Genomic DNA, 21,708 nt, shown 5'->3' with positions numbered 1-21,708 from the left:
TCCTTAACGACCGAGATACACCTCAATCACCTGCTCATTCGCCTGTACCTCGCGGAGCGAGCCCTCTGCCAGTACCTGGCCCTGATGCAGCACCGTGACCCGATCAGCGATGGTTTCGACGAACCCCATATCGTGCTCCACCACCATCAGGGAATGTTGCCCGGCCAGGGCGCGGAACAGCTCGGCGGTATACTCGGTTTCAGCATCGGTCATCCCGGCAGCGGGCTCATCCAGCAGCAACAGATGCGGCTCCTGAACCAGCAGCATGCCGATCTCGAGAAACTGTTTTTGCCCGTGAGAAAGCAGCCCCGCCGGGCGCGCGCGTTCGCCATCAAGACGCAGCAGGCGCAGAATGTCGCTGATGCGGTCCTCCTGCTCGCCGTTCAGCCGCGCCCGCAGGCTGGCCCAGACCGACTTATCGCCTTTCAACGCCAGCTCAAGATTTTCGGCGACGGTCAGCGCCTCAAACACCGTCGGTTTCTGAAACTTGCGGCCGATCCCCTGGCGGGCGATAGCGATAGGATCAAGCCCGAGCAGATCGATCGACTGGTCATACCGCGCCCTGCCGCTCTGCGGCCGGGTTTTGCCGGTAATGACATCCATCAGCGTCGTTTTCCCGGCGCCGTTCGGCCCGATAATACAGCGCAGCTCGCCCACGCCAATCTGCAATGAGAGATCCGTCAGCGCCTGGAAACCATCAAAAGTGACGTTGATGTTCTCCAGCTCGAGCACCGGGTCGGTCTGCTCGCGAAAGCGGTCCGTGGGCTGCTGGCGGGTAAACAGGCCTTCATCCGGTTGCATTAGCGGTCTCCTTTGCGCAGCAGGCCAATAACCCCGCGAGGTAGAAACAGGGTCACGATGATAAAAATCAGACCAAGGAACAGCTGCCAGTACTCCGGCATAGTGACGGTGAACAGGCTCTTCGCTCCGTTCACCAGCCCGGCGCCAAGCACCGGGCCAATTAAGGTGCCGCGACCGCCAAGCGCCACCCAAATAGCCGCTTCAATGGAGTTGGTTGGCGACATTTCGCTGGGGTTAATAATGCCCACCTGAGGCACGTACAGCGCCCCCGCGAGGCCACACAGCACCGCCGACAGCGTCCACACCAGCAGCTTAAAGCCGCACGGATCGTATCCGCAGAACATCAGCCGGTTTTCCGCATCACGCACCGCCGTCAGGACACGGCCGAATTTACTCTGCGCCAGCAGATAGCCGATCCCTAACGTCAGCAGCAGCAGTAAAACCGTGACCATAAATAGCGCGGCCCGCGTGGTGGTCGCGGTAACGGAATAGCCAAGCAGCGTGGTGAATCCGGTAAAACCGTTGTTGCCGCCAAAACCGGTTTCGTTACGGAAAAAGAGCAGCATGCCGGCGTAGGTCAACGCCTGGGTCATGATCGAGAAGTAGACCCCTTTGATTTTAGAGCGGAAAGCAAACCAGCCGAAGACCAGGGCCAGTACGCCCGGAACCAGCACCACCAGCAGCATCGCCCAGGCAAAATGCTGGGTTCCCCACCAGAACCACGGCAGCTCGCTCCATGACAGAAAAGACATGAATGCCGGCAGACCATCGCCCGCCGCCTGGCGCATCAGATACATCCCCATCGCATAGCCGCCGAGGGCGAAAAAGATGCCGTGGCCCAGCGACAGCATACCGGCGTAACCCCAGACCAGATCCAGCGCTACGGCGACAATCGCGTAACAGAGAATTTTACCGCTGAGGGTCAGCAGCCAGGTGGAGACCGCCAGCGGATGTGACTGCGGCAGCAGCGCCAGAAACGGCATGCTCAGCAACCCCAGCACCAGGAGTACACCAAGCCATTGCAGCGATCGCGGCGCCTTACGCGCTAATGTTAAGCTAATTGGTTGGCTCATCAGTCAATAACCCTCCCTTTTAAGGCAAACAGACCCTGCGGACGCTTCTGAATAAACAGGATGATCAGCACCAGGATCAGGATCTTGCCCAACACTGCCCCGAGCTGAGGTTCGAGGATTTTGTTGAAGATGCCGAGGCCAAAGGCAGCCACTACGCTCCCCGCCAGCTGGCCGACGCCGCCGAGCACCACCACCAGGAAGGAGTCGATGATATAGCCCTGGCCCAGTTCCGGGCCGACATTTCCCAGCTGCGACAGCGCCACACCACCCAGACCGGCGATACCCGAACCGAGACCAAATGCCAGCATATCCACTCGCCCGGTTGGCACGCCGCAACAGGCGGCCATCGCCCGGTTTTGGGTCACCGCCCGCACGTTCATGCCTAAGCGGGTTTTATTGAGAATTAACCAGGTGAAGAACAGTACCAGCAGCACAAAGCCGAGCACCGCCAGGCGGTTCCACGGCAGGATCAGGTTCGGCAGAACCTGCAAGCCGCCGGAGAGCCAGGCCGGGTTTGCCACTTCCAGGTTCTGGGCGCCGAACAGCATGCGCACCAGCTGGATCAGCATCAGGCTAATCCCCCAGGTGGCCAGCAGCGTCTCCAGCGGCCGGCCGTAGAGATGACGAATGATAGTGCGTTCCAGCGCCATACCGATGCCGCCGGTTATCAGGAAAGCGACCGGCAGCGCGACCAGCGGATAGAACGCCAGCCACTGCGGCGCCAGCTGTGCCAGCGCTTGCTGCACCAGCCAGCAGCTGTAGGCGCCGATCATCAGCATCTCGCCATGCGCCATATTGATGACGCCCAGCAACCCGTAGGTGATGGCCAGCCCCAGCGCTGCCAGCAGCAGCACCGACCCCAGCGATAGCCCCATGAATGCCTGGCCGAGAATATCGCCGAGCAGCAGACGCTGTTTAATCTGGCTCAGGCTGTTTGCCGCCGCATCGCGCACGCGGGCGTCAGGCTCATGTTGAAGATCGGTATAGGGAATCAGCAGCGCCTGAGTCTCCGGATCCACGGCGTGACCGAGCTGTTCAACGGCGGCCAGCCGTCTGGCGCTGTCCGGGCTGGCAAGCTGCAGGCGGGCCAGCGCAATGTCCAGCTGCGTTTTAACCCCCTCATCGGTTTCAACCGCCAGCCGTTGTTGCAGCAGCCCCGCCATTTCCGGCGTCGCCTCCCGCTGTAGCGTTTTGACGGCTGCCGCCCTCTCCGTGACACTGTCACTGACAAGCAAATGGGTGGCCAACGCCCCGGCGACCAGGTTACGCAGGCGGTTGGTGAGGCGAACCGGTTTTGTTGCCCCTTGCGGAGTGCGCGCGGCCCCCAGCGCCTGTTGCTGGCTGAAGGCGTGGCCACTGTCATCAGCCACCAGGGTTTCCGCTTTCAGCGCCCGCAGCAGCGGCAGCCGCCGGGCATCGGGCGCGGCGGCCCACTGTTCCAGCAGGCGCGCCTGCTGGGTACGGTTGGCCGTCACAAAATCATCCGCATCCGCTGCCTGCGCCCGCCACGGCACGATCATCACCAGTAGCGCGAGGTAATACCCCACTATGCGCCATGTGCTCATGAGTATCTCCTTGTGTCATTTCCCCGTTAACGCTAACGAGGGTCGCGCGGGATTCCGGGATAGCCCCGGCAGCGCTGGCGCTTGCCGGGGCTACTTATGTCGCCCGGGCAAGGCGTTCGCGCCCGGGAAAGAGGCGCTTAATTAGCGGCAGTTTTTATCGGATGATCGGGTTTCTTATCGTTACCGGCGATCCACGGGCTCCACGGCTGGGCGCGTACCGGCTTATCGGTCTGCCAGACGACGTTGAACTGCCCGTTGCTTTCGATTTCGCCAATCATCACCGGTTTGTGCAGATGGTGATTGGTCGCGTCCATAGTCAGAGTAAAGCCTGATGGCGCGTTGAAGGTCTGGCCGGCCATCGCTGCCCGCACCTTATCGACATCGGTGGTTCCCGCCTTGGTTACCGCCTGGGCCCACATGTGCAGCCCAACCCAGGTGGCTTCCATCGGGTCGTTAGTCACCACGGTATCGGCGTTTGGCAGCTTGTGGGCTTTGGCATAGGCACGGTAATCCGCCACAAACTGTTTGTTGGTCGGGTTATCGACGGACTCAAAGTAATTCCACGCCGCCAGGTTCCCCACCAGCGGTTTGGTATCAATACCGCGCAGCTCCTCTTCACCGACCGAGAAGGCCACCACCGGCACATCGGTCGCTTTCAGCCCCTGGTTTGCCAGCTCTTTATAAAACGGGACGTTGGAATCGCCGTTGATGGTAGAAACCACCGCCGTTTTGCCGCCGGCGGAGAATTTCTTAATGTTGGCAACGATGGTCTGGTAATCGCTGTAACCGAACGGGGTATAGACCTCTTCGATGTCCTTATCCTGGATCCCTTTCGCATGCAGGAATGCGCGCAGAATTTTGTTGGTGGTACGCGGATAGACGTAATCGGTGCCCAGCAGGAAGAAGCGTTTCGCCCCGCCGCCATCTTCACTCAGCAGGTATTCCACCGCCGGAATCGCCTGCTGATTCGGCGCCGCGCCGGTATAGAAGACGTTTGGCGACATCTCTTCGCCTTCGTACTGTACCGGATAGAACAGCAGGCCGTTCAGCTCTTCAAAAACCGGCAGCACCGATTTTCGCGAGACCGATGTCCAGCAGCCAAAGACCGCCGCCACTTTGTCCTGGGTTAGCAGCTGACGGGCTTTCTCCGCAAACAGCGGCCAGTTTGAGGCGGGATCGACAACCACCGGCTCGAGCTTTTTCCCCAGCACGCCGCCTTTGGCATTGATGTCGTCAATTGCCATCAGCGCCACGTCTTTCAACGGTGTTTCGGAAATCGCCATGGTCCCGGAGAGTGAATGCATAATCCCGACTTTAATGGTGTCGGCGGCATAAACCTGGAAAGAGTAGCCCATGAGAACGGTAGAGGCGGAGAGGGCAAAAGCTTTTAATAATGTTCGACGCTGCATGATTCACTCCTGAAAATCGCAAAAACGAAAAATGAATGAACGACTATCCGGAAGTGATAAGGCAAAAACGATGCCAGGTTGGCTGACGGCGAGAAAGCGCGCGACGGCGCGGCAGGAGAGAAACAGACAGGCAGCGTTGCCTCAAAACGGTGCAACGCTGCGCTATGAAGAGCGGTTACCAGACCTGAGCGGCGATCCCGGTGACCAGGCGGACTTTATCCCACTGTTGGGATTCCGTCAGCGCATTCCCCTCTTCGGTCGAGGCGAAGCCACACTGCGGGCTGAGGCAAATCTGCTGCAGCGCAACATACTGCGCGGCCTCCTGCAGACGGGCCTTCACTCCCTCCGGGTTTTCCAGCTCGCCGTTTTTGGTGGTGATTAATCCCAGCACGACCTGCTGCTTGCCCGGACGGATAAAGCGCAGCGGGGCGAAATCGCCGGAGCGGTCATTATCATACTCAAGGAAGAACGCATCGACGTTGACGCCGCCAAACAGCACCTCGGCAACCGGCTCATAACCGCCTTCCGAGATCCAGGTGGAACGGAAGTTCCCGCGACAAACGTGCAGGCCGATGGTCAAATCGTCCGGTTTGCCTTCCAGAGCCTTATTCAGCACCCGGGCATACGTTTTTGCCAGCTCGTCGGGATCGTCGCCGCGATCGCGCACCTGCTGGCGCTGCTCATCGGAACACAGATAGGCCCAGACGGTATCATCGAGCTGCAGATAGCGGCAGCCGGCATCATAGAAGGCGCGGATGGCATCGCGCCAGGTCGTCGCCAGATCGTCGAAATAGTCGGCGAGATCCGGATAAACCGTGGCATCGATATCTTTACGCCCGCCGCGGAAATGGAGCACGCTCGGGCTTGGAATGGTCATCTTCGGCTGTGCTTCGCCGCTGACGCTTTTCAGATAGCGAAAATCTTCCAGCATCGGATGATCGCCAAACGCCAGTTTGCCAATGACGCGAACGCCGTGTGCCCGGGTCTGCACGCCGTTAAACTGGATCCCTTTGTCGGAATCGTAGCGTTCAACGCCTTCTAAGCCATCGAAGAAATCGAAGTGCCACCACGCGCGGCGAAATTCCCCGTCGGTCACCACGTGCAGCCCGCAGTCACACTGCTGCCTGACCAGCTGGCGGATAGCATCATTTTCAATCTGGCGCAGCTGTTGTGCATCTATGGCGCCTTCGGCAAGCTGCTGACGCGCGACTTTTATTGCCTCTGGACGTAAAAAACTGCCGACGATATCCGCGCGGAACGGGGCCTGTTGACGTTGCATGGTGTCTCCTTAGCGGTAAGCACAATTAGTTGCCTGCCGTGATAGTTCATTATTTGAATTTTAGACTTCTGGATGGCTATATGTCCAGATACTGTCATGCACTGCCGTCAGCGGCAAACGAGAAAATTTCATCGGTCATGAAATAAATTCATTGTGCGGCCTGCTCCCCGCAGGAAACCGGCCGCGGTGAGTTAGTCGGCGAAAGGCAGCCCCTCGTCCTGCCAGCCGGTGAGGCCGCCGAGCATCATTTTGACCGGACGCCCCAGTTCAGCCAGCCTGAGAGCGGCAATATCCGCACCGTTGCAGTGTGGGCCGGCGCAATAGACGACGAACAGCGTCTCAGCTGGCCATTCGCTCATTCGGGCGGCATCGATCAGGCGATGCGGTAAATGCAGCGCCCCGGGCAGATGCCGTCGGGCAAAGGCCTCCGGACTGCCGACAACGTGCAGCAGCACAAAATCGCAGGCCCCGTCGCGCATCGCGCTGTAGACATCCGCGCAGTCGGTTTCAAAACTCAGTTTATGCCGGAACCAGGCGGCAGCCTCGCTGGAGGTGGCTGGGGTAAAAGCAGTTACAACACTCATGGCGTATTCTCCTTGTCTGTGGTACCACTAATTTAATGAATCCGCCCACTTATCCTCTGCCGGCAACCATGACAGAAAACGTTGAAATCCTGACAAACCATCCCGTGACGTTGTCACGCCATCGGGTCGTTGTGCTGGCCTATGATGGCCTGTGCACCTTTGAGTTTGGTATCGCGGTGGAGATCTTTGGTCTTCCCCGCCCGGAGATGGGCGAACGCTGGTACCAGTTCGCGGTCGCCGCCGTCGATGACGGTGAGCTACGTGCTACCGGCGGTATCCGGCTGATGACCGACGGCGGCATGAATTTGCTTCAGGATGCGCAGACTATCGTGGTGCCCGGCTGGCGCGGGATCGATGCGCCGATCCCGGCGGCGCTGGGTGATGCCTTAGCCGCCGCCCATGCGCGAGGCTGCCGGATTATCTCAATCTGCTCCGGCGTATTTGTTCTCGCGGCCGCCGGGTTACTCAATGGCCGCAAAGCGACAACGCACTGGCGATACACGGAAAATCTGCGCCAGCGCTACCCGCTGATTGATGTCGTCGCCGATGTGTTGTACGTGGGTTCTGACGGCATTATGACCTCCGCGGGCAGCGCCGCCGGCATCGACCTGTGCCTGCACCTTGTGCGTGAGGATTTTGGGATTGAAGCCGCCAATACCGTGGCCAGGCGACTGGTTGTCTCTCCGCATCGCGACGGCGCGCAGGCGCAGCAGGTCGTCCGGCCCGTGGCCCAGGCGCGGGAAAGTCAGCGCCTGGGGCTGGTGTTTGATTATCTGCATCAGCATCTTGCCGCCAGCCATACCGTGGCGTCGCTGGCGCAACAGGCGGGGATGAGTCCTCGCACGTTTTTGCGCCGTTTTCAGGCGGCGACCGGTAAGACCCCTGCCCGCTGGCTGCTGGATGAGCGGTTGCAGCGCGCGCAGCAGCATCTGACCCATAGCCGCATCAGCATCGATAAAATCGCCGAACTCAGCGGTTTCGCCGATGCCGGCACCCTGCGCCACCATTTTCGCCAGCAGTTCGCCATCAGCCCATCTGCCTACCGGAAGAAGTTTTCTGTCGCCGCGGTTGTAAAATCGTAACAGGCGGTCACAATGGCTTTCAGTTTGCTGTCATTACGCAAGGAGCCTGTCAGATGAAAAAAGAGTGTCGAGTCGTTCTGTACAAAGAGGGGATTCTGGGGAGCATGTTTTTTGGTGAAGCGAAAGCTGACCCGGAGAAAATGAGCCGTTTTCTCAATGAGTTCACCCTGCAGGGCTGGGAAGTCAAAACGATGTCCGTGGAGCGCCGCAGAACCGGACTGTTCTGGTCGCGCGAGGCCTATCTGTTCGTCCTTGAACGACCGCTCTAATCACTCACCGCACTATTTATTTCACGGCGAAAAAGTTTTCCTGGTTAATTATTTGTTTAGGTTGACCAGGTTATTCTTTATGCAACAACCGTACACCACGTTCAATAAGGACTACTTAGCGCACACTAATCAATGATGGAGGTTAATCATGCTGGGAAATATGCATGTTATTATGGCATGCAAAAAATTAGTTTAGCAAATTCAATGATCTGCAATATTTTCAACGAGATAGCGCTGTTGACTTTTGGTCAAATACGGACAAATGCGGACATTTGATTGCCCCAAATCGTGCCCCAAACGTTATTCTGCCCCAAAATTTGCCCCAATTTTACCCCCTAAGGGTCTGAGGCAATAACCATTCTCATAGCTTACAAATAACCCACTAAGGGGTTGCAAGTTGACTACTTTGCCAGTAGGTGCTTATGGGCGATTAATGAGATACGTTTCTTGCGCTACCACTGCTCACGGTGACTCCCGATAAGGATTTTGCAGCCCGGTTTAAAGCGGTATTGAAAGCAATGAGTGTTACTGGCCGGCATTCGTTCTTCACACGATTTGAATGGCTCTGGAACACAAAAATATCCTCTGGATGCCTTTCCCGTCGCCGCGCTATCATCGCCATCACCGTAGGTGGAATTTCAACGCGCAGTGCTTTCAGTCTCCCCCTCTCTCGTATCAGTATCGAATTGCCATCTATGTCATCGTAACGAAGAGACAGCAGCCTGCCCGCACCAAGGCTCGTATGGAAAATCAATACCCACAAATCAGCCCAAGTATCTGAGATGCCGGCGAGTTGACTATTTATTATCAAAAATTGCATGAACGTTAACGTTTTCTTACTGCTCATATTTAAACGCGCTTTGCTCTATTATTCGTGGGGTTATTATCTCAGATGTGAATTTCAGGCAACAGTAGTTAACGTGCGGTTAATCACACTCCCCTTCAAACAGGGGTAGTATCCAGCCTCAAGCTGTTGATCGTGTGCATAGCAACTCCGAGCACTTCAACAGCTCCAGGACCCCTTAAGTAAAAACATACCCATGCAACCGGAACTTTAACTTAACTGTTCAGACCAGAATTATCTGGAAACATCAGGAGTTTTCTCAGAAGATATACTCCGCGCGGAGACGCACGCAGCAATAATGTAATGAAGTTTTTTCCCCTGAGTGTGCCTGCTCCGGGGATTTTTTTTATCAAACAGGGCTATCACCCTACCTCACTCGCCTACCGGAAAATATTTGTAAACCGTCTTAACCCCTACGCCGATCACGTTGGCCACCTGCTGCCGTATGGCTCCGTTCTCCAGCATTCGTCGCGCCCGCTCGACAACATCAGTGGTCATCACCCGCCTGCGGCCGCCGGGACACATCAATGACTGCGTAGCCGTCGCTGGTTTCAACTACAAGCGTATTGGCACCAAGGTTGCACAGACTGGTAATACTTATCCTGCGCTCGATATAGTCAGTTGCTGGAGAAGGAAAGCCCATCACAGCCCTCCGTTCGGGTTGAATAACTGGAACGTCCGATCGTCTCCCTCTTGCGTGGAAACATCACGGAATGTCGTCACGTATCCCTCTATCCACTGATTGGCCTGCCGTGGTGACCAGTGCCAGTTTACCTTCTCCAGCTCCGCCAGGAATCGGCGCGTTGTGATGATGCGCCTGCCATTGGGCTCGATGACTATCGCCGCCCGGCAGGCTGTTTCGATTTCGTATAGACGCGGCATGTTCTGAGCCTCTCAATTACACTGTATTTACATACAGTGATTTTAGCGAGAAGGCAGATCAAGAGAGGTTGCGCCTATCAATTTTCATGGCAGGCGCAACATTTTGATTAAAATGAACCTTTAAATGACGCCCATTTACGCTGAGTTAAATTTTGCAATCATAGGACGGGCGTGCAACGCAGAACCGGCCGCATTGGGGTGCAGGTTGTCGTTTGTGTAAATCGACAGATTGTAGAGATTTATCCCTGAATTATTGAACAGGTCGCAGACGGGGACCGAGAACATTGAACAAACGTCCTTGATGGCCTGCACATATTGTTCCAGAAAAAAACCAGCGGCATTTGCCGCCGGATAAACGACACTCTGCCCATCGGTCTGACCCCGTTTCATTGGCGTGCTAAACACCACACGTACCGAGGGTTTCAGCGTATAGATTTTATCCAGCACGTAGAAAACGTTGTGATAAAACGACCTGCCGTTTGCCGTTTCATCGTAGGCACTGGTCGCGTCTGCGATGGTCCCCAGCCTGACATTGCCGCCGTAGTCGTTGGTCCCCCCGAGGATAGAAATAAAATCAGCATTCGCGATAGTCTCGGCGGTGAGCGAGTCGGCCATGGTGCGCACGGTTTGACCCGGAACACCATAGTTAGCTAACTCCGTCATGCCGGTCCCTGCCAGAACATACGGTTCATACAGACGGTTATTGGTGATACTGTCACCCAGCCAGATTATTTTTTTACCCTGCCAGGGTAACGTAGCGGTTTTACCTCCGAACGGGACATACCCGGATGGCACGGTCTGGCCGGGACTCACCATCAGGGATTCTAATCGAGCCAGGCCTAAAACCTGAAACCGCACGTAGTAGGCATTTTCAGGCACTGCATAGGGGGTGTTCGCAACCAGGTTCTGGAATCCACTGAGGAACGTGCCGTCAATTTTATAGAACGCGCCGCCACCCGATCCATACGTAGAAACGAACCAGTCTCCAGGTGTGACCATCATTTTAGGTGTGGCAAAATACCCGGCCGCTGCCGACGTGCCGCCGGTCTGGTATGAAACGGCCGTATCCAGCATGGCCAGCGATTTATCAAACAAATTGACCTGCTGGGGCTGTAATGACAGCGCCACTGACCGGGCTACGGTTAAAGCCTGGGTATCGACATACGTCGATGTTGGCGAACCAAACGACAGATAGCTCGCAGGGAGTACAGTGCCTTCAACCATCATCAGTGTGTTTTTAACGGTCAGACCCAGAACCTGAAACCGGACAAATGCCGCGCCAGCGGGCGTGGTAAATACGGTACCGTTAGCGATAGTTCCGTTTGAAACTTTAGCTTTATTGGCATCAAAGAATACGGCAACGCCTGAGGCAGCGTTCATGATGTATTGCTGCGATGGCTTGACAGGTATCCAGCCGGTAACAAAGTAGTTATTAGAGGCATAGGGTGTTCCGCTCGTTGCCAGTGCGTAATTATCCAGCGCAACATCCTTGTTGAACATATTGCGTATGGCAGCCAGAGTGCCGTCCGCTATTCCCCAGCTGATTGACTGAGTGATTGCGGTGGCTTCCGCAGTAGTCAACGCACCAAACCCTACATACGATGTCGGTAGCGATGTTCCGCGAATAACCATCAGTGAGTCTTTAGCAGTCAATGGCGTGCTCTGGAAGCGCAGGTAATAAGAACCAGCAGGCACGGTGAAAGAAGTTGCTGCAGCGACAGTGATGTTTGACGTTTTGCTCAGGTCCGGATCGTAAAAGCACAACACCTGCGTGCCGGATGAGAGTATGTAAGCTTCTCCTGGTAGCACCGGAATGTAGTCAGTAACGAAATATGCCGCGTTAGCTGTCAGGCTGCCATTAGTCGAGAGTGCATACCCGTCGTTAGCCCGGTTTTTATCAAAAAGATTCCTAACCAGAGCGTTTGCACGTGAACTGATATCAATCGCCTGAGTCAGTGCGGTACGTTTGGCCGAGAAAGGATCGACAAGTCCCGCGCCGACATAATCAGTTGGTACAACAGTGCCTTTTAGCAGCATCTGAGCATTCTTTCCTGTGCTCAGGGTCTGTGAGAAGCGGATATAACGCGTTCTGGCTGGCGTGGTAAATGCAGCACCAGCAGTGGCACCTGCAACATAGGAAATGAAGGTGCCCTGCAAGTCATAAAATGCCAGTTGCGAAACGTTAACGGCAAACACGTACTGCGTGTTACCCAGCGCGGGGATCATATCACTCGCGTAATAAGCTGCATTGGCCACAAGAGAACCGGTTGTGCCGAGTGCAAAACCATCCGTAGCCCGCGCTTTGTCGAAATAGTTAATTACCAGCGAACCGCGCCCTGTATCAGAATAAATCTGCCCGGTCACCGTGCTGACGGAATCCAGATATGACTGAGACGGCATTTTCCGCCCGGTTGGCTGCAACGTCCCGCCGTTGTTGATTACCTCAACAGCCAGCGCGCTATCATCCGGGCTACGGTAATACGTGGTTGAGCCCTCCGGGATATTGGCAATGTCTGCCTGGGCTGCCGCCAGCGTCTGGTACTGCTTACTGAGTGGGATCAGGTTCTGGCGGGTTGCATCTACCACGGCTGCGCCATCAGTTGCCATTTGTTCGCGCTGATCGTCGGCCTTCTTCTGAATCCCGGATAACGTGTCGTGCTCTATTCCGGTTCTTGTTATCACAGTTAATTCAGGTGAGTTAACAAACCCATCAATTGTTGCATTGTTATCCCATGCATCAGGCATAGCAGAAGACGGGACAGGGTTTCCCGTATTATATTCACCCATTTTTATCACCAGATTTTAAAATTCAGGAATGGCAGGCCAATCGACATCATTAGTGGATGTAACTGAAAGTCTGTTTAAAGCAACCCTGTAGTTCTTCCACTTGTCGAGGTTTGTTTTTTCATCGTCAGTTGCAATGCCAATATCTACAGCATCCTGTAGAGGGGCGATTGCACTGGATGCAGAAGCCATAAGGCTTTGCTTCTTCTGAAGTCTTGAGTTAATTAAATCAGAAACCATCTTAATCCTGCTCTCTTCTTTAATTATCCATGAGAGAGAGATTGCATCCCAGTCATGGTACTTGCCTGGTATTTTATCGCTTATCTCAAATTTTTTATTTTTTAGATAAACTCTGCAACCATTATTTATAGAAAGGTAAAAACGTCGATATTCTTCTTCACTAATTTCTACGGCATCTATGGGAAAATCGTCACCGTAATCAATACCGGGCAAATAGAACGATTGATTTAATTCAGAAAATAACATATCACCCCATCAATAACCAATTGAGATATAAGTGCCAGTCATTGATGCATTTGGAGCCCGGCACTGCACACCAAATACGCCAGCAGTTTTACTTTTAGCTAAACTCCACGCCATTTCCTGCATGCCAACACCCCCTACATCAGACGACCCACCGGTTATTACTGCAAGAACTGCATTTGGAAATGTTACAGGCCATGCTACGTTAATGTTGGAATTTTCGTAAACCCCATTGTTACCAACACTATCGGTCGTCCCAGTGAAGGTACCAAACTGGATGTAAAATGTTTTTTTTACACCACCAAGTAAAGCCGGGAGTGCTATATATCCATTAGTCTGATTGACAAAAACCGGCAAAAGATTATTCGTAATATCTTCACGCAAGGCATTAGTGAAATCCGTGACAAACGCGGACTCATTACCATTATCCAGGACATCCTTGTTTAGCGTGGATGAAATAAATTGAGCAATTGCCGAAGATACAAAAGACGATTGCCGCAAAACTTTATTCACCTGCGCGGATAAAGCTTTACCGGAAAGAAATCCGGAGGCCAAGGCCGACAGCGCCTCATAGTCGGCCTGCGATAATACGTTTGCCCCACTGCCTATAGCGAAGGGTTTAAAATCGTTAGTCGCCATTAAAATTTCTCTCCCCATGACCCGCGGTCAAAACCTGCGATATAGTCATTTTCGATGTCGAAGCCAAAAAACTGATATCCGTCGCTGACGGTTTCTATTTCACGAACACGAACCCCAGCGGCCTTTACCGTCATATAACCATTCTGAATCGCCCACCAGAGTTCACTGTTTACCTGGTCAATCGGATTGACGTCATAACGCGATGGCACATATCCTGCTGGCAATGTGATAAACGGCCCTTTGTTGACAGCGCTATCCAGGATTAACCGGTCAATCTCACTCATCGCGACCGCGGGGTCGCCGAGTATCCAGATAGAGATCGACATATCCTGGTTATCGACAATAGCCATGCGGATCCCTGAGCCCGCCAGGGCTGCATCAAGAATCGGAGGCAGAGAATCATTCCGGCCGTCCCAGTTGTTTATCGCCACCTTCACTTTGAGCATCAGCCGATATATCTCATCACTGAGATCGATAAATCCGTCGTCCGGGTCATAGGGCCCCTGCCAGACACCCTGATCCCATCCCACGCGCTCCGTATCCCACGAAAAATAAATCCCAGAGACAGGCGTTGCTACGCGACGAAAACGCCCCACCCACTCACCGACAGCGTCAAGCTGAACGCCCACTGCGGTGTCAATATCAAAATCAGCAATGAGACCGACGACAGCAGTCGAAACGTCGGTGAGAGGCCTGGTAGAGAGGTCAACGTGCGCGAAGAACTTCGGTTTTCCGGCGTGGTAGTTAGTAATCCGATCTGTGTATTTGCTCATGGCACCACCAGCTTGATATTGCTGACGGTGCAGGATGCTGACTGGTCAAAAGCGATAAACACATTCGCCGCGGCTACACTGTCGGCAGACGTCCCGATCAGTAGTTCGGTTATATCGTAGTAACGAGCATTCCCCCCACTGACTACGCCCAGGTTTGCCGGGGAATAAATGCGACTCAGCAGCACACTGGCACCAATCGCCAACGAGTTGATATATGCAGCGATGGCTGCTTTTATCTCGTCACCTACCTGTGAGGTATATCCAGTAAGAGGGGTGATGGTGATTTTGACGTAAATGGGTACATCAACTGGCCTCGAAAAACCAACCGGGTGAGGATTTCCGTACTTATCAGGCACAACAATTACCGTGCTACCGTAAGGCGTTACGCCCTGCCCTTTCACACCACGAATACTGTTCGCAATGACCGTCGCATCACCACCTTCGACAATGGCAGCGATTGAATGCGGAGGCAGGCCATTTGCATCAGTGTTATCTGTATCGTTCTCATACAGCTTGTGTCGTGTTACGCCGCTGATATTTGCTATCGCACCATCTACCGCGTCAAACGGCGTGAGAGAGGCCAGCGCGACGCTTTGCGCCTGCCTTACGCGTAGCTGCGCATCCATCTCAGCAGCGACACCTACCGTGGCCGCCAGAGGGTTAGTCACCGAAGACCATCCACGCGTCGGCGTGTTGATGCCATTTACCGACCCCGCCACCGCAGCTACGGCGCCAGCATTCGCACACGTGGCCGTCGCCACCACGGTACCATCAGAGCCAATCACTACCGTCGCCGGCAGATTCCACACCACACTGTTTGTGTCGCGTACCGAACCATTTGTGATGGTCGTGCCGATAGTGCCGGTCAGCAGTAGATCGACCGTCGAATTAGTCGCTGCACGCCGGGTAATGCCGTTAATTTTGACGTTGCTCGTCAGTGCATCTGACAGGGCCGTCGCCGGCGAGAACGAACGGTAAACCGAAATGGCTGTGTTGTTCGCGTCATGAATGGCCAGAGCCACCAGCGCCACCATCTGGCCGTCCTTGCTGTCAGGATCGAGATAGGCATCACTGCTATAAATCTGCTGGAAATAGCCGGTGATAGTATCCAGCACGGTCTGATAGTCTGGCGCACTTATCCCCTCAGCGGTTACCGTTGCCGATAAGCCGAGTGTATCGAGGTCCAAAGACATTACGCCTCCGAGGTTACTGTGGTTGTCCCGTAGAGGGTTTCTACCGTTGCTGTGAACGTTACACGGCGCGTGCGGCCGTCAACTTCGGTGTTAAATTCGGTGATAGAGCTCACGCCCTGCGTTTCCAGAATGCGCCGGCGGATAGCCAGGTTGTAGGTATCTGGTCGTTGTTTTCCGAGGACTGACTGAATCCAGGGTGTTCCCTCTGTGGTATCGAGGAACCACTGACCGTACCAGAGCAGAAATCGCGTTTTAATGGCCTGCGCTACGGCCTCAGGAGAGTTTACCAGCCAGGTATCATCACCCTGTCCAAAGGTGTAATCACCGTCATCGTCTTCACGTCGGTATCGCATTATTCAGGCCCCCCGGTGCTGTCGTTACCATGCTCAACCCCACCATGCGTGTGCGTCATCAGGCTCTTACCGCCTGCAGTCACGTCGTTGGTTACGGTTACCGGGCCGTGCATCGTCGCAGAGCCTCCGCTCTCACCCATTCCTTGCGACAGATTTCCGTTGATCGTCACGTTGCCGTTAAGGATGATTTCAGGAGAGGTTATTTCCGTGCCGCCGTCAGCGCTGGCCGTCAATTTACCCGGCGTTTTAACGGTGACGTCATGACCTGCTGCCACTTCAATAAATGCCGATCCGTCGTCGGTACGCAGCTGCGTGGCCGTAGTGCTAATGCCGCTGATTTTCTTTGCCTGCGACTGCGGGCCGACAATACAGAAGGCATCCGATAAATCGTGCATGCGTCCGTCTACCGGCTCCTGTATGCCCCCGCTCTGCCACCAGAAATCAATGCAGCGGTCGGCAAATATCACCAGGCATTCATCACCTTCTTTAACGGGAAATGTCAGCGTACAGCCGCCACCGCGGGGGAATATGACAGGAACGTCCACCAGCAGCGGGTAATCCTTCGTTTCTTTGTTACCGTCGTTGTCACGCTCGATGTAGCGGATCGCCGGCTGAACAACACAAGTGGGAGGTCTGTTATCATCACCAGGATCAAACGACTGAATAATGCCTGGCAGAGCTACGCGTATTTGCTCACTAATCGTCTTTCGCTCTGACGCCAGAACCTCCGCCAGCGCACCGCTACGGGTTTTATCGGATACTGCCATTTGCTTTACTCCGGGCATTAAAAAACCCGCTCGAAGGCGGGTTACTGATCAAATATCAGGATATAAACAATAACTTATTGGTGGTAAACCTTTTGGGTAGCACTTTGTACCTCAAAGTCTTTAAGCACAATTTGAGCTTCTTTATAAAAAACTAAAGCTAATAGAGTGCCGCTGAGCGACCAAATAGCTTTCCATCTATCTCTAATGGAGCCACCAAACGTTATGACCAAATCAGTTTTCAATTTGCGCCTCTCAAAAAGCTCGGGTCAGGAACTCACCCCATACATTGAACAGGTTATCCAAGAAAATGATAGAAGTAGAAGTGTTATAGCCCGCGTTGGTGACTCTGCGCCTATGGTAGGGTCTACCACTTCAGTAATAATTGGGTATGTTTTTGAGTTTATTCAAAATAAAGATGTTTGTTATAGCCTGGCTGCCGTCGTGGCCGCGTGGATTCGAGCAAAACACAGTAAAAAGATAACCATTCACAAGGGCAACTATAAGATTGAGGCAAGCAACCTTAATGAGCAAGAATTGTTTAAGCTCTTCAGTGAGGCTAAAGAGGAAATTAGGATCAAAGAAGAGTAGCCCTGTGCCGGTTAATCCGGCACCTTTTTGCAGGGGAAAGACCCGATGATCTTTGGTGCATCCATGCTGTTTTGTAGAAGTTGGACGTTGAGGAATGCCTTTCCGTTGCGCTTAACAAACTCAAAGCCATAGTTGTTACCATCACGCGCAGGCATAAGGCCCATGTCCATTTTCATGTTCGCGTAGTCGCCATTCTTACCCAAAAATTTTATCTTCTGAGATGTGACTGTTTCTCCGTTGATAACGGTCATTCCATCACCGGTCATCACATAATTGCCACACTGAATTGCAGCCATAGCTGGGGTTGAAATCACCACGAACAACGCCAAACAGAAACTTTTCATTAAAGCCCTCTTTCCCTCGCTGATGAGGAAACAAGATCCATCGCGCCACGCGCTTCACACATCATGTCCATGTACCACGCCTGGCCCCTTGTGTCGCCAGTGTACATAATGCCGCGGACAATATAAACGCCGTCGGTCGCAATACTCGCCGGCTGCGCAGTGGTACCCTCGACGGTGATATTGCCGTTGTTATTCTGGTCGGTGATGCGCCCCTGCGTCATGGCGATATCGTTATTACCCAGCACAGTGCGGTATACCGAAGCCTGATTCAGCTCTATCAGCCCATTAACGCGGATGTTAGGGTTAATCAGGCAACGGACGTTAACGCCGCTGCCGATGGTCTGCTGGGGCATGCCGATCAGCCCGGTAGCGCTGTTCAGCTTAATAGCATCGTGAACCACTTCGTTTTTCGCCACCATCTCGCGTTTACCATCAACAAACATCCAGTCAGCCTGGCATTGTTCGGCAACGTTATCCATCAGGTGACGCGTCATGCCAAACAGCACCCGCCCACGTGGGAAGACCGTAGCGGGCATAGCAGGAGTGCTTCCCTCAGTCGCGCCTTTTGCATTGAAATCGTTCATCAGTGCCGCATTGACATCTGCAACCGTATAGCCCGCCGCAAGTGTCTGCGTCGTGATCGAGGTTGCAAATGCCCGGTCTGAGTCGGCAGCCTGAATCAGCACAAAGCTATCGATGGGGTTATCTTTGCCGGTGATGGTGTAGCGTATCTCGCCATCAAAGATTAGCCCGTAGTTCCGCCCGTCCATCTGGCCCACATCATCGGGGTTTACCCTTCGCGCTGTACCGACCTGACTGGCGGAAACATCTGCTGCAACCCCATCGTAACCGGCAATTACCCGGATACGGGTAAATTCATCACCAACAATCCGGTTAACGGTATCAGCGGCCAGGTTATACACCTTGAAGGTCCCTACCCGCGTTTCACTGCTCAGATTGAACCAGTCGATGGTAAAAGTGACCTTGAAGCTACCGAAATCGGTAGCGTTGCCTTTCGAGTCGACAAGCTGCAGCTCAAAATGCCGCATCCAGTTCTGTGACATGGTTACTCCGTTACCGCGTAAAGATGGCTGTTTATTCCGAGATCGCTTTCAGTGGGGTTTTCGTTTGCCGGGTTATCACAGCCGACATAAAGCGAAAATCCCAGCCCGAGATAGTAGTATTGCGCCAGCAAATCAGCCCCGGTGATTAGCGGTATGCCCTTAATCAGGTCGGCAGCGTTGCTGTCCATGATGTCCAGGCACCAGAACGCAGCACGCCAGGTAACCGCCATTTGAAAGCTCTGCCCCGCCAGTGATATAGAAAACGCCTGATTTTCTGGTGATAGCGGGATTTCTGATACGGCCATTTATCCTCCAGTTGCGTAGCCAGCCAGCCGGCTTAACAGAGACTCATTTTTCGCCGTCGGCGTTTTAACTCCTGAGTTCTGTACTGCCGAAGTATTCGCCCCCAGTTTCATGTCCTCTTTGGCTGCTACCTGCGTGGTGGTCGTGCTGGTGATAATGACCTCGCGAAGCGTAAGCACCGCAGACAACACATTTTCTGACGTCCTGTCGGTCGTGACCTCCAGCGCGCGGATCAGCATGTTGGAGTAAATCCGCTTACCGGTCACCACATCGAAAGGCACCCTGCTGTTCTGCAGGTCCAATAGTTCCTGATACGTTTCTTTCGGGCTAAGACCAGCGCTCAACCCGAAAGAGGTGGTATCAAGAAAGTCGAGCAGAGATCCACCACCAGCAAAGCCGACCTGCATAACCACTTCTGACGGGCGGCGGTAGGCGTGGTCGGAAATTGCAGCGCCGACCTCTACCGGGTGTTCGGTGATTTCCAGCGTGTCATTGTGCTTTTCAGAAATGACGACGCTAGGAACGATCAGCCCGATTTTCCTGCTTTGCTGCTGAAACAGCGTAGAAAGAATATCCATCAGCCGGCCCCGCTTTGATTAACCCGCAACACCCTGGCGTTCGCTTCGAGCTGCCGGCGCCCGACTTCCTGGCCGACTTCCTGAGCGTTTGCGCCGTAGATGTTGTAGGTGTTCTGCTGCTGAACCTGTGCACCAGCCGCCTGATGAGCCAGTGGGCTGTTCCAGTTCGAATAGCCCTCTTTACGGGCCATTGACTGCATAAGGGCACCCATCGTATTTGGATCGGACAGGTTAAGCGCCGCCGTCGGCGACACCCCCATCCATCCTGCTACTTGTCGGGCGTACTGCTGCGGGTCGTTATTATCGCCCGCTGGAGCCCAGGTGCTGACGATATCCATGATGGTCTGCAGGCGGCGCCCGGTTGTTTTCCCTGTGAAGTAGCGCATCAGTTGGTTTTTCATGGCTGTCCAGCCGCGGAGGGCGTTCTCGAAGGTACGGAAGCCACCGCCGCCCACGGGGCGGATATTGCCGGGATTGTTGTTGCGATCAGCCAGAGTATTGCCCGTCCCGCCCGGAATATCCGGCTGGATATTGGCGCCATGAACAATGCTCGTCTGGGTCTCTCCTTCTCCCGCAATTGGCGTCTTGCCCTGCTGCCATATTGCGATACCCAGGCGCTTCACTTCGCTCCAGTTTCCTTCGTTGATGGCATTCAGTAGATCGCCGATCATGCTCAGCATCTTGCTGAACTCCCCCATCTGCATGATGAAGTTGTCGAAGTCCCATTTCAGCGACCAGGATTTAGGGTCTATGCCAAGCAGCTTTGAGATGGAGTTGGTAAGGTCAGAAATCGTATTACGCAGCGACTTAATGAACTTCTCTGCGTTATCGATCTCAGTCTTCCACTTACCCCAGTCAACCAGGCTTTTCCCGCCCTCCTTCCATGTCTGGTAATCCTCCCATAGCAGCGCTACAGCAGCAGCCAGCCCGAGCACCCACGTAATCGGAGAAGCCAGCATTGCGCGGTTCAGCAGCCACCACGCGGCGGTAAGCGCACCAAGCAGTTCTATCAACTCCTGAGACTGTTTATCGAGAGAATCCCACCAGTTGCTGATACCTTCCCCTAACTGGATAAGACGGTAAATAACCCTACCGACCATTTCACCAGCCCAGAGGATACCCTTAACCGTCGCGGTGATTGCCCCTTCGATTTTCGGGAAGTTATCCAGGATTTGGCGCCGCAGGCGGTCCAGCGAGCCCGCCAGACCATCGGCCAGACTGGACCCGATTTTGTCCCGCGCCATACCGGCCATCAGCCCGAAGGAACGCAGCGAGGTCATGAACTTGTTTGAGCTGACGGCAGCCGCATCAGCGTTATAGCCGATCGCCTTCGCCATTGCGGTATATTCGGCACTGAACTGGCCGATACCGCGACGCATTGCCATCAGGGTATTTTCATCAATACCCAGCATCTGCGCGTACTGGTTAGCGCGGTAGTAAGGCATGCTGTTAAGACGCTGGCCGACGCCGGTGAAGATGCTGGCCATATCCCGCATGTTGCCTTTAGCATCACGGGTCTGCACGCCAAGACGATTCAGGAAGCCTTCAGCGCCGGGGTTGTTACGCACGAACCGTGACAGGTTTTCGAGAGAGCCTCGGGCGGCGTCCACGCTGCCGCCCATCTGGCTGACGGCATACCCGATTTGTTTAATGCCCTGCACCGTCGCGCCGGTGCGCTGGGAAGCCCAGTAAAGGTTATCGAGGCTGCTGGCGATTTTGGCGGTAAAGGCCACGACCGACGCAGCGGCCAGTTCAACTTTGGTGCCAAGCTCAATCGCCTTCAGCGTCGTCCCGGCAACCACGGCATCAAATTTTCTGGCGCCAGCCTCGTCAACGTTAAACCCAAGCGAGATCAGAAAGTCCTTGAGCGTTTCAGCGTTCATTGTCCTCTCTCCATTTCGCTATGCGGTAGTCGTTATCGGCTTTGAGGTCCAGCCAGTCATTCATGCGGGCAATGTCAGCCAGGTCGACTGACCCGTCCTTCAGTGCGGTATAGGGGATATACCCGGCTTCCACCGGGCGCATCAGGAAGCTTTCTCCTTCCGGTAAGG

The 21,708-nt window shown here is 54.4% G+C and carries 24 protein-coding genes and 1 pseudogene; 3 read left to right on the top strand and 22 right to left on the bottom strand.

Annotated elements, in window-relative coordinates:
* Window positions 1-3: 3 nt before the first annotated feature.
* The 6 genes from urtD to OQV00_RS12475 form a co-directional block, all read right to left on the bottom strand.
* On the bottom strand, window positions 4-801 hold the full coding sequence (urtD, locus tag OQV00_RS12500) for an urea ABC transporter ATP-binding protein UrtD (protein WP_064357024.1): 798 nt from the start codon (window positions 799-801) through the stop codon (window positions 4-6).
* A complete protein-coding gene (urtC, locus tag OQV00_RS12495; protein ID WP_163980511.1) occupies window positions 801-1,874 on the bottom strand; it encodes an urea ABC transporter permease subunit UrtC in 1,074 nt (357 codons plus the stop codon). The genes urtD and urtC overlap by 1 nt, the downstream gene beginning before the upstream one ends.
* Window positions 1,874-3,439, bottom strand: a complete 1,566-nt coding sequence (gene urtB / locus OQV00_RS12490) for an urea ABC transporter permease subunit UrtB (protein ID WP_099144414.1) — start codon at window positions 3,437-3,439, stop codon at window positions 1,874-1,876. Before urtB ends, urtC begins: the two co-directional genes overlap by 1 nt.
* A 137-nt stretch (window positions 3,440-3,576) precedes the next feature.
* Complete coding sequence (urtA, locus tag OQV00_RS12485; protein WP_004862326.1) at window positions 3,577-4,848, bottom strand: urea ABC transporter substrate-binding protein; 1,272 nt, start codon at window positions 4,846-4,848, stop codon at window positions 3,577-3,579.
* A 175-nt stretch (window positions 4,849-5,023) separates the two neighbouring features.
* Window positions 5,024-6,127 (bottom strand): cobalamin-independent methionine synthase II family protein, encoded by a 1,104-nt coding sequence (locus OQV00_RS12480; RefSeq protein WP_004862329.1) that lies wholly within the window; start codon window positions 6,125-6,127, stop codon window positions 5,024-5,026.
* A gap of 191 nt (window positions 6,128-6,318) precedes the next feature.
* Window positions 6,319-6,711: a rhodanese-like domain-containing protein gene (locus OQV00_RS12475; protein ID WP_032717500.1), complete on the bottom strand. Its 393-nt coding sequence runs from the start codon at window positions 6,709-6,711 to the stop codon at window positions 6,319-6,321.
* A gap of 68 nt (window positions 6,712-6,779) precedes the next feature.
* On the opposite strand from OQV00_RS12475, the gene ftrA reads away from it, so the two are divergent.
* Together ftrA and OQV00_RS12465 are read left to right on the top strand one after the other, a co-directional pair.
* The gene (gene ftrA / locus OQV00_RS12470; RefSeq protein ID WP_151333779.1) at window positions 6,780-7,793 is read left to right on the top strand and encodes a transcriptional regulator FtrA; all 1,014 of its coding nucleotides are present in this window, start codon (window positions 6,780-6,782) and stop codon (window positions 7,791-7,793) included.
* A 53-nt stretch (window positions 7,794-7,846) separates the two neighbouring features.
* Window positions 7,847-8,062, top strand: a complete 216-nt coding sequence (locus OQV00_RS12465; RefSeq protein WP_004862336.1) for a DUF4177 domain-containing protein — start codon at window positions 7,847-7,849, stop codon at window positions 8,060-8,062.
* A gap of 430 nt (window positions 8,063-8,492) precedes the next feature.
* Here OQV00_RS12465 and OQV00_RS12460 read toward each other — a convergent pair whose 3' ends face one another.
* The 10 genes and pseudogenes from OQV00_RS12460 to OQV00_RS12415 all read right to left on the bottom strand — a co-directional run bounded on the left by OQV00_RS12460 (window position 8,493) and on the right by OQV00_RS12415 (window position 16,780).
* Window positions 8,493-8,909, bottom strand: coding sequence for a site-specific integrase (locus OQV00_RS12460; RefSeq protein ID WP_025108037.1), 417 nt, complete (start codon window positions 8,907-8,909; stop codon window positions 8,493-8,495).
* 369 nt (window positions 8,910-9,278) lie between these two features.
* Window positions 9,279-9,422 (bottom strand): annotated as a pseudogene (locus tag OQV00_RS12455) (helix-turn-helix domain-containing protein); the annotation flags it as partial.
* Between the two features lie 126 nt (window positions 9,423-9,548).
* Entirely contained in the window at window positions 9,549-9,788 is a 240-nt protein-coding gene (locus OQV00_RS12450) for a DNA polymerase V (RefSeq protein WP_266280508.1), read from the bottom strand.
* 135 nt (window positions 9,789-9,923) lie between these two features.
* On the bottom strand, window positions 9,924-12,575 hold the full coding sequence (locus tag OQV00_RS12445) for an SGNH/GDSL hydrolase family protein (protein WP_416309817.1): 2,652 nt from the start codon (window positions 12,573-12,575) through the stop codon (window positions 9,924-9,926).
* Between the two features lie 15 nt (window positions 12,576-12,590).
* The gene (locus tag OQV00_RS12440) at window positions 12,591-13,058 is read right to left on the bottom strand and encodes a tail fiber assembly protein (RefSeq protein ID WP_266280506.1); all 468 of its coding nucleotides are present in this window, start codon (window positions 13,056-13,058) and stop codon (window positions 12,591-12,593) included.
* 9 nt (window positions 13,059-13,067) lie between these two features.
* A complete protein-coding gene (locus OQV00_RS27145; RefSeq protein WP_266280504.1) occupies window positions 13,068-13,694 on the bottom strand; it encodes a gp53-like domain-containing protein in 627 nt (208 codons plus the stop codon).
* Complete coding sequence (locus OQV00_RS12430; protein WP_152305760.1) at window positions 13,694-14,467, bottom strand: baseplate wedge 1 family protein; 774 nt, start codon at window positions 14,465-14,467, stop codon at window positions 13,694-13,696. The genes OQV00_RS27145 and OQV00_RS12430 overlap by 1 nt, the downstream gene beginning before the upstream one ends.
* Window positions 14,464-15,660 (bottom strand): baseplate J/gp47 family protein, encoded by a 1,197-nt coding sequence (locus OQV00_RS12425; protein WP_266280500.1) that lies wholly within the window; start codon window positions 15,658-15,660, stop codon window positions 14,464-14,466. Before OQV00_RS12425 ends, OQV00_RS12430 begins: the two co-directional genes overlap by 4 nt.
* Window positions 15,660-16,013, bottom strand: coding sequence for a thioredoxin domain-containing protein (locus OQV00_RS12420; RefSeq protein WP_020804070.1), 354 nt, complete (start codon window positions 16,011-16,013; stop codon window positions 15,660-15,662). The genes OQV00_RS12425 and OQV00_RS12420 overlap by 1 nt, the downstream gene beginning before the upstream one ends.
* Window positions 16,013-16,780 carry a Gp138 family membrane-puncturing spike protein gene (locus OQV00_RS12415; RefSeq protein WP_266280497.1) on the bottom strand — a complete coding sequence of 256 codons (768 nt, stop codon included), beginning with the start codon at window positions 16,778-16,780 and terminating at the stop codon, window positions 16,013-16,015. The genes OQV00_RS12420 and OQV00_RS12415 overlap by 1 nt, the downstream gene beginning before the upstream one ends.
* 222 nt (window positions 16,781-17,002) lie before the next feature.
* On the opposite strand from OQV00_RS12415, the gene OQV00_RS12410 reads away from it, so the two are divergent.
* Window positions 17,003-17,368, top strand: coding sequence for a hypothetical protein (locus OQV00_RS12410; RefSeq protein ID WP_204786991.1), 366 nt, complete (start codon window positions 17,003-17,005; stop codon window positions 17,366-17,368).
* Between the two features lie 11 nt (window positions 17,369-17,379).
* On the opposite strand, the gene OQV00_RS12405 is transcribed toward OQV00_RS12410, so the two are convergent.
* The 6 genes from OQV00_RS12405 to OQV00_RS12380 are packed head-to-tail and all read right to left on the bottom strand — an operon-like array spanning window position 17,380 to window position 21,682.
* Window positions 17,380-17,712 carry a hypothetical protein gene (locus tag OQV00_RS12405; RefSeq protein ID WP_266280494.1) on the bottom strand — a complete coding sequence of 111 codons (333 nt, stop codon included), beginning with the start codon at window positions 17,710-17,712 and terminating at the stop codon, window positions 17,380-17,382.
* Window positions 17,712-18,776: a hypothetical protein gene (locus OQV00_RS12400; RefSeq protein WP_266280491.1), complete on the bottom strand. Its 1,065-nt coding sequence runs from the start codon at window positions 18,774-18,776 to the stop codon at window positions 17,712-17,714. The genes OQV00_RS12405 and OQV00_RS12400 overlap by 1 nt, the downstream gene beginning before the upstream one ends.
* Window positions 18,777-18,778: 2 nt before the next feature.
* Entirely contained in the window at window positions 18,779-19,081 is a 303-nt protein-coding gene (locus OQV00_RS12395; RefSeq protein ID WP_410175198.1) for a phage baseplate plug family protein, read from the bottom strand.
* Entirely contained in the window at window positions 19,082-19,657 is a 576-nt protein-coding gene (locus OQV00_RS12390) for a phage baseplate protein (protein WP_211843479.1), read from the bottom strand. It abuts the gene before it with no gap.
* Window positions 19,657-21,540: a hypothetical protein gene (locus tag OQV00_RS12385; protein ID WP_266280489.1), complete on the bottom strand. Its 1,884-nt coding sequence runs from the start codon at window positions 21,538-21,540 to the stop codon at window positions 19,657-19,659. Before OQV00_RS12385 ends, OQV00_RS12390 begins: the two co-directional genes overlap by 1 nt.
* Window positions 21,530-21,682, bottom strand: coding sequence for a DUF6889 family protein (locus OQV00_RS12380; protein WP_047664957.1), 153 nt, complete (start codon window positions 21,680-21,682; stop codon window positions 21,530-21,532). The genes OQV00_RS12385 and OQV00_RS12380 overlap by 11 nt, the downstream gene beginning before the upstream one ends.
* Window positions 21,683-21,708 lie beyond the last annotated feature (26 nt).

It is taken from the genome of Klebsiella sp. DY2415, assembly GCF_026314315.1.
In the GTDB taxonomy this organism is placed as follows: Bacteria; Pseudomonadota; Gammaproteobacteria; order Enterobacterales; family Enterobacteriaceae; genus Klebsiella; species Klebsiella ornithinolytica.
Note: the sequence above shows the minus strand (reverse complement) of the source record. Positions and strands in the feature narration are given on the sequence as shown.

What these genes read in the sequence shown, in the direction of transcription:
- OQV00_RS12385 (WP_266280489.1), bottom strand. Translation starts at nt 21,540, where the DNA reads ATGAACGCTGAAACGCTCAAGGACTTTCTGATCTCGCTTGGGTTTAAC.
- OQV00_RS12440 (WP_266280506.1), bottom strand. Translation starts at nt 13,058, where the DNA reads ATGTTATTTTCTGAATTAAATCAATCGTTCTATTTGCCCGGTATTGAT.
- OQV00_RS12465 (WP_004862336.1), top strand. Translation starts at nt 7,847, where the DNA reads ATGAAAAAAGAGTGTCGAGTCGTTCTGTACAAAGAGGGGATTCTGGGG.
- OQV00_RS12430 (WP_152305760.1), bottom strand. Translation starts at nt 14,467, where the DNA reads ATGAGCAAATACACAGATCGGATTACTAACTACCACGCCGGAAAACCG.
- urtC (WP_163980511.1), bottom strand. Translation starts at nt 1,874, where the DNA reads ATGAGCCAACCAATTAGCTTAACATTAGCGCGTAAGGCGCCGCGATCG.
- urtA (WP_004862326.1), bottom strand. Translation starts at nt 4,848, where the DNA reads ATGCAGCGTCGAACATTATTAAAAGCTTTTGCCCTCTCCGCCTCTACC.
- urtB (WP_099144414.1), bottom strand. Translation starts at nt 3,439, where the DNA reads ATGAGCACATGGCGCATAGTGGGGTATTACCTCGCGCTACTGGTGATG.
- OQV00_RS12390 (WP_211843479.1), bottom strand. Translation starts at nt 19,657, where the DNA reads ATGGATATTCTTTCTACGCTGTTTCAGCAGCAAAGCAGGAAAATCGGG.
- OQV00_RS12450 (WP_266280508.1), bottom strand. Translation starts at nt 9,788, where the DNA reads ATGCCGCGTCTATACGAAATCGAAACAGCCTGCCGGGCGGCGATAGTC.
- OQV00_RS12460 (WP_025108037.1), bottom strand. Translation starts at nt 8,909, where the DNA reads ATGAGCAGTAAGAAAACGTTAACGTTCATGCAATTTTTGATAATAAAT.
- OQV00_RS12475 (WP_032717500.1), bottom strand. Translation starts at nt 6,711, where the DNA reads ATGAGTGTTGTAACTGCTTTTACCCCAGCCACCTCCAGCGAGGCTGCC.
- OQV00_RS12395 (WP_410175198.1), bottom strand. Translation starts at nt 19,081, where the DNA reads ATGGCCGTATCAGAAATCCCGCTATCACCAGAAAATCAGGCGTTTTCT.
- OQV00_RS12405 (WP_266280494.1), bottom strand. Translation starts at nt 17,712, where the DNA reads ATGAAAAGTTTCTGTTTGGCGTTGTTCGTGGTGATTTCAACCCCAGCT.
- OQV00_RS12480 (WP_004862329.1), bottom strand. Translation starts at nt 6,127, where the DNA reads ATGCAACGTCAACAGGCCCCGTTCCGCGCGGATATCGTCGGCAGTTTT.
- urtD (WP_064357024.1), bottom strand. Translation starts at nt 801, where the DNA reads ATGCAACCGGATGAAGGCCTGTTTACCCGCCAGCAGCCCACGGACCGC.
- OQV00_RS12425 (WP_266280500.1), bottom strand. Translation starts at nt 15,660, where the DNA reads ATGTCTTTGGACCTCGATACACTCGGCTTATCGGCAACGGTAACCGCT.
- OQV00_RS12400 (WP_266280491.1), bottom strand. Translation starts at nt 18,776, where the DNA reads ATGTCACAGAACTGGATGCGGCATTTTGAGCTGCAGCTTGTCGACTCG.
- ftrA (WP_151333779.1), top strand. Translation starts at nt 6,780, where the DNA reads ATGACAGAAAACGTTGAAATCCTGACAAACCATCCCGTGACGTTGTCA.
- OQV00_RS12445 (WP_416309817.1), bottom strand. Translation starts at nt 12,575, where the DNA reads ATGGGTGAATATAATACGGGAAACCCTGTCCCGTCTTCTGCTATGCCT.
- OQV00_RS12420 (WP_020804070.1), bottom strand. Translation starts at nt 16,013, where the DNA reads ATGCGATACCGACGTGAAGACGATGACGGTGATTACACCTTTGGACAG.
- OQV00_RS12380 (WP_047664957.1), bottom strand. Translation starts at nt 21,682, where the DNA reads ATGCGCCCGGTGGAAGCCGGGTATATCCCCTATACCGCACTGAAGGAC.
- OQV00_RS27145 (WP_266280504.1), bottom strand. Translation starts at nt 13,694, where the DNA reads ATGGCGACTAACGATTTTAAACCCTTCGCTATAGGCAGTGGGGCAAAC.
- OQV00_RS12410 (WP_204786991.1), top strand. Translation starts at nt 17,003, where the DNA reads ATGACCAAATCAGTTTTCAATTTGCGCCTCTCAAAAAGCTCGGGTCAG.
- OQV00_RS12415 (WP_266280497.1), bottom strand. Translation starts at nt 16,780, where the DNA reads ATGGCAGTATCCGATAAAACCCGTAGCGGTGCGCTGGCGGAGGTTCTG.